This is a genomic window from Neogemmobacter tilapiae (genome assembly GCF_014652215.1).
GTDB classification, from domain to species: domain Bacteria; phylum Pseudomonadota; class Alphaproteobacteria; order Rhodobacterales; family Rhodobacteraceae; genus Neogemmobacter; species Neogemmobacter tilapiae.
Genome location: NZ_BMYJ01000001.1, coordinates 582950 through 594733 on the forward strand (window position 1 = coordinate 582950; position 11784 = coordinate 594733).

General features: G+C 59.5%; 10 protein-coding genes and 1 pseudogene. 1 reads left to right on the plus strand and 10 read right to left on the minus strand.

What is annotated here, in order from left to right:
• Positions 1–23 precede the first annotated feature (23 nt).
• From IE095_RS02965 to IE095_RS03010, 10 genes are all read right to left on the minus strand, one after another.
• Entirely contained in the window at positions 24–797 is a 774-nt protein-coding gene (locus tag IE095_RS02965; protein WP_189410094.1) for a hypothetical protein, read from the minus strand.
• A gap of 153 nt (positions 798–950) precedes the next feature.
• The gene (locus tag IE095_RS02970; protein WP_229804432.1) at positions 951–1877 is read right to left on the minus strand and encodes an RDD family protein; all 927 of its coding nucleotides are present in this window, start codon (positions 1875–1877) and stop codon (positions 951–953) included.
• The gene (locus tag IE095_RS02975; RefSeq protein ID WP_189410096.1) at positions 1874–2875 is read right to left on the minus strand and encodes a stage II sporulation protein M; all 1002 of its coding nucleotides are present in this window, start codon (positions 2873–2875) and stop codon (positions 1874–1876) included. The genes IE095_RS02970 and IE095_RS02975 overlap by 4 nt, the downstream gene beginning before the upstream one ends.
• Positions 2875–4080 (minus strand): DUF58 domain-containing protein, encoded by a 1206-nt coding sequence (locus tag IE095_RS02980; RefSeq protein ID WP_229804433.1) that lies wholly within the window; start codon positions 4078–4080, stop codon positions 2875–2877. The genes IE095_RS02975 and IE095_RS02980 overlap by 1 nt, the downstream gene beginning before the upstream one ends.
• A gap of 80 nt (positions 4081–4160) precedes the next feature.
• Entirely contained in the window at positions 4161–5117 is a 957-nt protein-coding gene (locus IE095_RS02985; protein ID WP_189410097.1) for an AAA family ATPase, read from the minus strand.
• A complete protein-coding gene (locus IE095_RS02990; RefSeq protein WP_189410098.1) occupies positions 5107–6411 on the minus strand; it encodes a hypothetical protein in 1305 nt (434 codons plus the stop codon). Before IE095_RS02990 ends, IE095_RS02985 begins: the two co-directional genes overlap by 11 nt.
• Positions 6408–7115, minus strand: a complete 708-nt coding sequence (locus IE095_RS02995; RefSeq protein WP_189410099.1) for a DUF4129 domain-containing protein — start codon at positions 7113–7115, stop codon at positions 6408–6410. The genes IE095_RS02990 and IE095_RS02995 overlap by 4 nt, the downstream gene beginning before the upstream one ends.
• A 54-nt stretch (positions 7116–7169) precedes the next feature.
• A complete protein-coding gene (locus tag IE095_RS03000; protein WP_189410100.1) occupies positions 7170–8420 on the minus strand; it encodes a glycerate kinase type-2 family protein in 1251 nt (416 codons plus the stop codon).
• Between the two features lie 341 nt (positions 8421–8761).
• Positions 8762–10360 carry a hypothetical protein gene (locus IE095_RS03005; RefSeq protein WP_189410101.1) on the minus strand — a complete coding sequence of 533 codons (1599 nt, stop codon included), beginning with the start codon at positions 10358–10360 and terminating at the stop codon, positions 8762–8764.
• Between the two features lie 39 nt (positions 10361–10399).
• Complete coding sequence (locus IE095_RS03010; RefSeq protein ID WP_189410102.1) at positions 10400–11140, minus strand: ABC transporter ATP-binding protein; 741 nt, start codon at positions 11138–11140, stop codon at positions 10400–10402.
• 181 nt (positions 11141–11321) lie between these two features.
• Between IE095_RS03010 and IE095_RS18220 the strand changes: the two are divergent.
• Positions 11322–11633, plus strand: a pseudogene (locus IE095_RS18220) (type II toxin-antitoxin system RelE/ParE family toxin).
• Positions 11634–11784: the final 151 nt, after the last annotated feature.

Sequence of the window (11784 nt, forward strand, 5' to 3'; positions counted from 1 at the left end):
TTCTTTTCATGCAGGCCGACCGTTTAGTCAAAGACTGCCGCGATGTCACGCACGCTGGTGCCTTCTTTGATTTCCCGCAGGCGGGCATAAATCAGCGCGACGAGAATACTACCCAGACCATAGGTTACGGCCGAAAGCAGCCCCATCACGATCAAGGCACCGACGATCCCTGTCGATCCGGCAATCAGGCCGATGACAAAGCCTGCCACCAACTGAATGACAAAGTTGCAAATCCCCATCAGGATCACAGCGCCCACAATCGGCCAACGATATTCGCGGGTCAGTTCCACGCTGCGCCCCAGGCCGCCGAAGCCCACCTTTTCAATGATCACCGCCGCGGGCATGACCGAAAAGACGGCATAGACCCAAAGGCCCGGAATGATCAACGCAAGGGTGGCGATCCCTGCCGCGAGACCCGCCACAAAGCTCAGCACCGTCAGCGGCACAATCACCGCCAAAGCGGGGGCGATATAGGCCATCGGCGTCACGGGCTTGCCCAATTTCGCGTCATAGGCCAGTTGGATCAGCAAACCGGTCGTAACACCGGCCAAGGCAATCTGGATCACCGCCGATAGGATGACCATCGGGATGCTGATGTCGCCCGGACTGACGGACCCTGCCCCCAGCGTCACACCCCAACCCACCAAAAGGCCGCTGATGACCAAGCCAAGCAGGGTTGGGCCCAATGCGAGAACTACGACTGAGAGGATGTTGCGGCCAAGAATGGAAAAGCTTTCGCTGATGATGCTGCCCACGCCCAAGGGCTGTGGGGCCTGAAATGTTGTGCTGTCTGTCATGTTGGTCCCCGGTTCCGGTTTCTTGTTATCCTTCTGGCCTGCTTATGCCCGGTTCCATCCGGCAAAAGGTTCAGCCTAGGCCGTAGAAAAGGTGAAACACGGCTTTGTGACAAGCGAATAACGCGAGTGTCGATGGATTTTTGAACGGAATGATCAATCTGCCGCGTCAACATGCCTAGCATGGTGCTTGTCGGCCCGGCGTTCGCCGAACAATTGCCTTTGTTCCAGATGCGCCCGCTGCGCGCTGTAAAAAGCCCGCAGAAAGGCATCCTGATCAGCGACAGGCACGGGATCGGCATAGTGGATCTTGCGACGAATCTTTTCGATGATTGCCCCCACGGTCGCGCGGTGGTTCACGTAATTCGCCCCCGTCATCGCTGTACTGGGCGCGCGCAAAAGCCCCTCGAGTGTCTGCAATTCAAAGGCCCCATAATGGTCCAGCTGATGGGCCAAAAAGATGAAACCCGGCGCATCGGCCCGGTGCAGTACAGGGTCAGCGCGCGCAAGGTCGGGCATCAGTATCGGTTGCGGCAAGTGGATCACATGGGTCCCCGCCAGAAGGTCGCCCAACCGTTGCCGCCAGCGACTTAGCAGGGGAATTGCCAAAGCCATCGCGACCCAAGCCAGCGCCATAAAGGACGAAACAGGACTGGCGCTGTCCAGCATGAGCACCAATGTTCCGGGAAGAAATATCTCCGCCTCTTTCATCAAATTTCGCAGAACGACGGCATGGGTCGTCAGTGATCCACCGTCATGCGCAACAACCTTGATCTTCATCAACCGCTTGCCCAAGGTCTGGCCGTTCCACAGCAACTCGGCCAAAATATAGTAAGGCACTCGCAGGAGGAAGAACAGCAAAGCCCCGATGGCAAATAAGGTGTCGGGAGAGGTCAGACGCAGAAACCCAAGGACAATCAACAAACAGATCGCCGCGATAAAGGTGATCAGAATGTCGGTCAGCTGTGCCGCCATACGGACCCCAACACCCGCCACCTTCAGCCGGATCGGTACGCCTTCGGGTGGCAAAACCAGGTCAGGCGAAGGCATTTCCTGCGACGGGTTGCGCCGAAACAATCTCACACTCGCCCCCTTCCACCGAAAATGAACCATGCCAACCAAGAAGCGCCGATCCCCCATCCCAAGGCCAGCCGCATTGTACGGTCCTGCACCAGTTGCCGGGCAAAGCCTTCCAGCAAGGCCGCGACCACCAGCATGAGCGCAGCAACCAGCGCCAGCTTTACGGCATCCCGACCGGCCAAGCGCAACGCCTCCCTCCGGCTATGATCGCCGGGAAAAAGCACTGCGGCCCCCAGTTGCAGGCCACCGCCGCAGGCGATGCAGATGGCCGATAGCTCTGTTACCCCATGAACGGAAAGCCAGCCTGCGATATCCCAGCCGAGCCCCCGGTCCACATGCAGTCCGACAAAGGCGCCAACGACGATCCCGTTGTAAAAGGTTAGCAGAATTGCGGGTGCGCAGGCAAAAACACCCAAACCAAAGACAAAGATTGCGATCCGGGTGTTGTGCGAAAACAGGAAGGTGGCAAAGGCCCCTAGACCAGAGCGATCCGGCATCGCGTCATAGATGTAGCTACGCAATTCGGCGGTCGACGCATCGGGCCCTCGCCCATCGCCCAACGAAGGTGGCATAAAAACATAATACCAAGCTGGACTCTCGATGAATAGTAGGAAGCCCGCTAAAGCCCCCAACCCCATGCAAAGAAAACCCAAAGCAACGAACTTCCAAGAACGTCGCATGGCTTGCGGCGCTGACCGCACGAAGAACCGATGGATCAGCCCGCCCAGTCTTTCTTGCGGGGCGTGAACGCAAAGATAGGCCCGCGCCGTCAGCGCCTCCAGATAATCCAGTAGCGCCCTGTCTAGACTGATTTCCCGCGCGATCGCCAGAGAGGTGGTGACCCGCCGATAGGCGGCAGCCAAATCGCGCGCCTCGGTGAAGGCCATGTTCTGAAGGCCTTGTGTTTCGGCCCGTGCGACCAGCGCCTCTAGGCGGCGCCAGTCCTCTTCACGCTCGCTGCGAAACCGGGCTGAACGGATCATCACACGCTGTTGCAGCATCAGATCAGATCCCTTGCCTTGATTTCCAAATAGGCCGAGATCAGCTGCGCCGTCACCATACCGGGCTTGGCGTCTACGATGGTCACCCCCATGCGCGTCAATTGCTCCAACACCAGTCGCCGTTCCACGATGGCCTGATTGGCGGCCACAAGTGACGCCACCCCATCCAGATCCTCGGGGCCGGTCTCGATCAATGCCTCGGTCTCGGGGTCGCGCAGGGTAACAAAGATCACCAGATGCCGTTTGGCCAAAAGCCCAATGTTTTCCACCATCAGGGCGGCCGAGGTCGTATCGATGAAATCTGTAAAGACAATGATCAAGCTGCGCTTTGGCGTGCGCGCATTCAGCTCGGTCAGGGCCAGCGTGTGGTTCGTCTCGCGACCGACATAGGACAAATCGGCCGTCCAGCTTCGCAACCTCGCAAAGGCCTGCCGACCGGGTTGCGGCGACACAAAGATTCGGGGCCTTGCGTCATAGCTGAAATAGCCCACCAGATCGCCACCGATGGCTGCGGCCCAAGCCACGGACAGTGCTGCTGTGGTCGCATGGTCAATCTTGGGAAGTCCAGCGATTTCCTCGCGCATCAGATAGCCGTTGTCCAAGGCCAGAATGACATGGTGATTTCGCTCTGCCCGCAATTCCCGTGCAACAAGCGCCCGACGTCGAGCGGAACGTTTCCAGTCGATGGTCTTGACGTCCATACCTTTCACAAAGTCGCGCAGTTGGTGAAACTCTGACCCTTCGCCAATCGCCCGGTTTTCCTTGACGCCGTAAAGGGTCGACATGACCGTTGTTGTGATCTGACCAGATTGCACAGGCCGCACATTAGGAACCACTCGGACGGCCACCGCCATCCCCAGTTTTGCTCCGAACTCGAACAACGACAGGCGCGAGGGCCAGCGCAGCCAAAGATTGTCCAGCCGCCAAATGCCGCGTCGGACCGCGCGGAACCGAATTTTCGCCCGCCCTTCAGCAAAAGCAACGACGGAGGCGCCGGTCAGCCCCTCGGGCCAATCCAGTAAGCCCGTCAGACCCGCGGGATGGGGCTGAATCGAAAGGTCGATAGACGCCTCTTCGCCCACGAAAACCTCTGCTGGCACCCGCAAATCCAAGGCCTTGCGCCGTCCCTGCGCCATTGAAAATGCAAGGTCGGCCAGTGCCACTCCACCCAGAACCGTCCAAGGGAGCCATGCCAAATCACGCAAGACCCCGCCCCAGATCAGTCCAAGGGCCGAGACCACTAAGGTGCCAGACGCCCCCCACAGCAAACGGACAGATGGCCGGATCAGCGCGGCACCTCGATTTGATTGAGGATGTTTTCCAGCACCTGCGGCGCGCTGCGGCCTTCGATCTCTGCCGCCGGTCCCAGCACAATCCGGTGTCGCATCGCCGGAATAAATAGCCGTTTAACATCGTCAGGAATAGCAAAGTCGCGCCCGGAAAGCGCGGCCAAAGCCCGCGCTGCACGCGCCACCGCGTCAGCGGCCCGGGTCGATGCCCCATGCGCGATTTCCGGGTTCTCGCGCGTCGCACGCACCAGCCGCAGAATGTAGGCCAGAATGTCCTCTTTCAGGATGATCTGGTCGATCAGCCCCCGGCTTTCATCCAAGGCCGCCGAATCCAGCACCTTTTTTAGGCCGGCCGTTTCCAAGCCCGCCTCGATTGGCTGACCGGCATGTTGCTTGAGGATGGCCAATTCCACATCTTCTGGCGGAAAGTCGATGTCCAGCTTGAACAGGAAACGGTCCAGCTGCGCTTCGGGCAGCGGATAAGTGCCCTGCTGTTCGATGGGGTTCTGCGTCGCAATCACGATAAAGTCGCGGCCCAGGGCGTGATCGGTCCCATCGATGCTGACGGTCCTTTCGTTCATCGCCTGCAACAGCGCGGCCTGGGTTTTCGGTGGCGCCCTGTTGATTTCATCGGCCAAAAGCACCTGCGAAAAGACGGGACCCTTGGTCAACACAAAAGCGTTGGTCTGAAAGTTAAAGATGGAGGTGCCCAGAATGTCCCCAGGCATCAGGTCCGGTGTAAATTGAACCCGCCCAAAGTCGAGTGCCAGAGAGGCTGCAAAGCTGCGCGCCAAAAGGGTTTTTGCTGTGCCGGGCGGGCCTTCCAGCAACACGTGGCCCCGGGCAAAAAGAGCCACAAGCAACAGGTCGATCACCTCGTCCTGGCCCAGCACGGTCCGCCCGATTTCGCCACGCAGAGCGTCGGCCCGCATGCGCAGTGTTTCAAGTGTCATGGGTTATCTGCTCCAGAACCTGTTCCAGTTCGTCCACGTGTTGAATAGCCTCTGCCGCTGAAATTCGCAGCGGCAAATTGCGAAGGGTCGTCAGAATGACGTTCAGCCGGTCAACCTTGCCCGCATGGTGGCGGGCGACGTAGCGCAAGAAGCCCTGCTCCTCACCGATCAGCCGTGCATGGGCCGGACCAACAAGCCGTGCCGCCGTCGCGGCGATGCGGGCTGCGGCGTATTCTGCCAGCAGGGGGCCATCCTGACCGGTCCGACGCATAAGCCGCGCCCTTGCTCCGATGGCCTGCATCTTGCTGGCCCCAGCCCCCGCAGAGATGCGCGGCACAGGCCCCAGCCGCAGGCCGCCGCGCCACAGGAATAGCAGCAGAGTCATCGCCCCACCCAACCACATCGCCAGAAACGGCGGCTCCAAGAAGCGCGCCAAATCAGACCAACTGCGTTCCCGCTTGGGGGTGTTCTGGCGCGTCGAGAGCCAATCTTCCGGGCTGTAGTCAATGACCACATCCTTGCCCTGCGCCCGTGCCGCCACCAGGTCGCGCAGAATTCCAGCATTCTGCCCCAACCGAAGCCCGTGGTTGTTCAACAGGTCGGGATCGGCCAAGATCAACACCTTATCCGCACGCCCGGCCACCGGACACTCCCCCAAAACCATGCGCCCCAACTGGCCCACAACGGGCTCGCAGCCCGCTCCATCAAAGGTCTGGGCGACATAGAGCCTTGCCAACATCTGGCTTCCGTCTATCGCCATGTAGGAATGGTCGGTAAAAGCCTGTCCGCTGCGCTGCAACAGCCCTCCCCTTTGCCCTGTCAGGCGTCGGAGGGTCTGCTCAACGGCGCGCGAATCAACCAAAAGCACCGGATGGGCCAATCCCGTCAGCCGAACCCCACTCCGCCACTTCGGCAGCACCACCATCGTCGGAAGCGCCGCAGCTTTTGCCAGTATGGGGTTCAATTCCAGATCATACTCGTCGGATTGCATCAGATGCTGTTCATCCGTCACCGGAAAGGTCCGCGTCTGATCAAGCCGCGTATCGTAAAGCGGCACAAGCAGCAGGCCGATTTCATCCTGATTGATCGGCCAGTCGCCAAAGTAGCTTTGCGCCCTCGTCTCACCTGCGGCCAGCAACGACACCATGCCTTCAAGGCCCAGCCGCGAATATCGTAGCGCCTGCTGTCGTTGCGACGAAAGGTAAAACGCCGCGGCCAAGGCCATCAGCACCACCACCCCGACAACTAAATACTCAATCTTCGGGGCCGTCGGCGCGCCTTCCTTTTCACTCATCCCGCAGTGCCCCCCAGCAGAGGCCGCGCATTCTGCAACTGGCTGACAAATTCTTCTTCGCTTACGTCACGATTGCCAAATTGCGCCCATTCCCCCGCCAAGACCAGCCGCTGCAAAGCCTCCAGATGCTCTTGTTTCTTTGGAATATGCCGCAGGGCATCGCGAGCCGTCCAGCTGTCCTGCAATAGAACGCCGTTCGCCGCAACGGTCCGAACAAGTGCTAAACGTGCCAACAAAATCAACGCCAAACGCCGGTCAGGTAGCGATAGAATAGTTTGCAAATCAGTCAGCGGCCCCGAATCGACCAGTCCCGGTGACCGTTGATTCCGCCGCGCCCGAGCAACATTTGGTGCCTCTTCTTTTGCAGAAAGAACGATATTCCCACCAAAATTGAACACCAGAACAAGCATCGCGACCAGCAGAACGGCCGCGACAACTGCCACCATATTCGTCATCGAACCGACATCGGGACCATCAATGCCGGGAGGTGCCGGCGGTGCCTGGCCCGTTGCGAGTTTCGGGGCTGCCCCGGCTGGATCGAAATAGGCCACGTCTGTGTCAATCCGGCCAAAGCGCACGGCATCCAAATAGGCCTGGCCTTCTGGCAAGACCTCCATCGGCTGTGAAACGGCCTCTTGGGCGGCTACCCCGGTTGGAGACCACCCTAATGTCAGCGCCAGAAAAAGACAAAGAACACCACGCATTACCAGAAGGCTAGTCGATGGAAGCCTGCTCTGCAATCCGTTGTGCCGCATTGATTAGGTCAGCAGAATCGCTCGAAAGTCATTCACATTGGTCAAGGTCGGTCCCGTGATCACCTGATCCCCCAGCGCCGCAAAAAAACGGTGGGCATCATTTCGTGCCAAAGCTAGGCTTGCATCCTCCCCTAGACGCTGGGCCTTTGCCAAAGTATCCGGCCCGATGACAGCCCCAGCGACCTCGGCCCCACCGTCGACGCCATCTGTGTCGCCGGCCAGCGCATGAATGCCCTCCGCGCCGTTCAACGCCAAGGCCAACGCCAGGCAGAACTCTGCATTGGGTCCGCCAAGACCGTCGCCCCGCCGGGTCACGGTCAGTTCGCCGCCCGACAGCAAAAGCAGGGGCGGCGCCCCCGGCTTGCGATCTGCGGCCAGCTGCATGACCAATCGGGCTTGATCGACCGCCACCTCTCGCGCTTCACCCTCCAACCGGTCGCTCAAGACCTGAACTTGCCAGCCTGCCCGACGCCCCATATCTGCCGCCGCAGCCAGAGATTGCGCAGGGGCCGCAATGATCCGGTTTTCGACACGCGCCAACCGCGGATCGCCCGGCGCGATCACCCCGCTTGGCCGCAGCAAAGCTGCCCTGACAGAGTCTGGCAAGGGCAGTTGCCAGCGCAAAGCCACCGCCCGCGCGTCTTCGAGCGTTGAACTATCGCCGATGGTCGGCCCCGATCCGATGAAGGCCGGATCGTCGCCCGGCACGTCCGAGATCATCAAAGCCAGCATCCGCGCCGGATAGGCCGCAGCGGCCAATTGCCCGCCCTTTACCCGGCTCAGATGTTTGCGCAGAGTATTCATCCGGTCAATCGGGGCACCGGAGGCCAGAAGCATTGCATTCACTGCCTGCTTTTCTGCCAGTGACACGCCATCTATCGGCGCGCACAGCAGGGCCGATGCACCGCCAGAAATCAACGCCAGAACGAAATCCCCTTCGCCCAGTGGGGCCAATAGGTCGAGCATCCGCTCGGTCGCGACCATCCCTGCCGCATCGGGGACCGGATGACTTGCCTCAACAATCTCAATTCCTTGACAGGGTCGACCATGGCCATGACGCGTGATCACGAGACCATCGCAAGGCCCCCAAGCCGCCTCAACCGCTTCGGCCATTCTCGCACTGGCTTTGCCCGCTCCCACAACAAGCACCCGGCCTTCGGGCTTCGCTGGAAGAAAACGAGCCAAAGACCGCATCGGATCGGCCACTTCGATGGATCGTTCGAACAATTTTCGCAACAAGTCTTTATGATTCATTCCGTGTCGCCCTGAAGTTCAACTTCAGCAAGTGTGGCAGAAGGGGCTGCCCAGACAAAGATGCCGTCTGCCTTAGACACGGTATTTGGCCGATTGATGTCAAACTCCGACCGGCATTTTTAGGGGTTTTGGTTGTAGTGGCAGAACTTGACCTTGACCGAACTTCAACACGGCTGGATCCCACGGCGTCGTCTCAGCAGCGGACAGAGGCGACGCCACTTTATTTTGCGACCCGCCTGCATGTGTTCGTGCCCATGCTTTACGGGCCTCCACTATAAATCGCCGGATTGCGAAATTGAAAACCGCCCTGTTGTTTCCTTCAGAGCTCTTCTTTCATTGGCTTAGTCGAAAGCTTCCGCCACGACAAACCGTCTGAAAGCATATTGCATCACGATCACTGCCACGCCCGCAATCAAAATCAATGACAGCCAACTGGCCAAAGCTGGCAGGAGCAATGTGGTCTTGAACATCATGAAGGTGATGGAACCAACCCCAATCGCCAAGGACACAGCGACGACGATAACAGAGGCCTTTGCGATGAATTCGATCAGAGCCCGGCCCAGAAACTCAAAATCCGCCCGGCCCATCGGGATAAGCTTGGCCGGAAACAGCAGAAAGATCGTGTTTTCGATCGCGTAGATGAGCAGCGTCAAAGGGAGTGCAAAGGCCGCCAGCGCCAGAGCAACCGGCGCCGCCATGCTTTCTTCAAACAAAAAGACGCTGACAATCATTGTCAGTGCAATGAGGTAGGCCAAAAGCACCTGAACCACGAGTTGCCCCATGCAGATGCGCCAAGGCGCGATGGGCAGGGTCTTGTAGGTCTCCATCCGCGTGAGGTCGCCGCGAAAATCGCAGATCAAGGTGCGCGGAAGGATGTAGCCGAAAAAGAAGAAAAGCGCGACCATCGCACGGTCGCCGATGATCGATATCCCGGCCATCGACGAAAGCGGGCCTGTGCAGCCGGCACCGACAAGGAAGACGGCGATCAGTTTTGAGGAGTTGCGGACGGCCTTGATGGCCTGACGCCAAGCCATCGGCCCCAGCCCGCCCAGCATCGGCGCGTGGCGGATCGAGGGAATCTCGCTGCGTTCGGTGGCCCAGAACGACCCGCCCTGCTTCATACGCTCCCACCGGTCGCTCATCCGGGCGTGTTCCCGCAGCGAGCGTTCGGAGGTGTGGCCATCAAGCCGGATAACGGCCCACAACAGCGCAACATTGATCAGGGTCGCAACGGTGGCCCAAAGGGCCAGCTGCGGGAAAAGGGTTTGCGCGAGAAACAGTTCAGCGAAGGGGATATAGGGGATCAGGATGACGGTGCCGATCCACGATTGCCGCAGGCCGGACAGAAGGTCGAACAGGTTGTAGTCAGGGGAGGCCCAAGCATAGGCGATGGCGGCCAGCGCGACAGTGCAGATCACCCCGGTTACAGGCCATTTGAGCCGCGCAAAGCGGGTGCCTTCGACCTTTTGCCAAGCCATGCCTACGGCCGCACTGTTCAACTGAACAAAGAGAAGCGTCAGAAACGAGGCGGTAAAGGCTGACAGAACAGAACCGGTTTGCGACTGCGCAAAGGGTGCGATGAGCGCGGCGCTGAGGGCGGCACCGGTCGCATAGGCGATGAATTTGTAGAGGATCAGGTCGCGGCGGCTGAAGGGGCCAACAAAGAGAAGATTGATCTCGGTTGGCGAAAAATGAAACGAAGGCCCGGTCGTCAGCAGGACCGTCAGAAGCGTCATCGCGAGCAGGGAAAGCGGCATGAAGGTGTCGATTTGATCGCGAAGCACCGGTGAAGCGAGGCCAGCCCCATCAAACAGCTGCGTCTTTGGGTTCAGCTGACCTGTCGTGATCAGCAGCCAAGCGATGCCGCCCAGAACAAGGAAGAACAGCACGCCGCGAAGGCTTGCCAACTGCATCAGCCGCAGGCGAAGCCCGCCGCGCATGCGCATGGCCAGAAGGCGAAGAAGCGCTGAATCCATGGCTCAGACTTCACCCATCTGCTTGTCTTGTGTGATCGTGAAATAAGCCGCCTCAAGGGCCGAATTGCTGTCGGATTGGCCAAATTCGGTGAGGATATCGCCCATGGTGCCAAAGCGGCGGCATTCGCCCAGGTTCAGCACCATGACATGTGTGCAGAGCGTCTCGAACAGGCTGAGAAGATGCGAGCTGATGATCACGGCGGCACCGTCGCGGGCGCGTTCGCGGATAGCCTGCTGAATGCCGCGGATGCCTTGGGGGTCAAGCCCGGTCAGAGGCTCATCGAAAAGGATGACTTTCGGGTCGTGCAAGAAGGCACAAGCGATGGCCACTTTCTGGCGCATGCCGCGGGACAGGTTATGAACCAGCGTGTCGCGCTTATGGGAAAGTTCAAAGGACTGAAGCAGGGCCTCGGCCTGACGCTCAAAATTGGCGACCCTGTAGGCAGCGGCGGTAAAGGCGAGATGTTCCCAAACCGTCAAAGTGTCGAACAGCCTTGGGTCGTCCGGAATGTAGCCAAGGTTCTGTTTGGCCGCGATGGGGTCTTTGACGATGTCATGGCCCGCGACCAAGAGGTGCCCGGAGGTCGGTGGAACAATGCCGCAGAGGGCCCGCAAGGTGGTCGTCTTGCCCGCCCCGTTCGGCCCGACCAGTCCAAGAATTTGGCCCGGCCGGACCTTAAAGCTGAGATCCTTGACGGCGGCGAAGCCTTTGTAGTGCTTGGTGAAGTTCGTGACAGTGATCATGAATATCTGCTCGTCAGGCGGTGCGCTGCCACAGTAGAGCGGCAAATCCGAAATGGAAATGGGGATTGGGACATAATGACCTCCATCTTCATGTGTTCAAGATAAGCAAGAATGAACACACGGGCGAGCTATCGCTCCTTGAGCGCCACTGCGGCTATCGCCTAGAACTGGGGGCTGACACGTGGCCATTCGCGTCCAGGAGGCGGCATCGCTGCGGCTTGACGCGATTGACCGCTACACGCGCGACCGCTGGGGTGCAGAGTAGCCGGATCGGGACATTACCGAACTCTTCGCGGCGTTCGACCAGATCGAAAGCCACGGCGTTATTTCAGGCCCCATCCCGGCCGAGTTCCGGGCGGAGGGCCTCTACTTCCGGCACACCCATCATTTCGTATACTGGCGGCGTCTATCGAACGGGGACGTCGGCATCGGGACGATCCTGCACGAGCGGATGCACCAGATGGAGCGGTTTCTGAATGATAATCCGAAGTGACAGCTGTCTCTGGCGACGATTATCCGCCCCGTCGATGGGGGCCTCGTCAAACGTTGACCTATTGTTGGCTGGTGCGGAGGAACGGAAAAGCCGCCCCGCGGGGCGTTGTTCGTGTCTTTGATCTTACGCGATTTTCTGGTTGCGGGGGCAG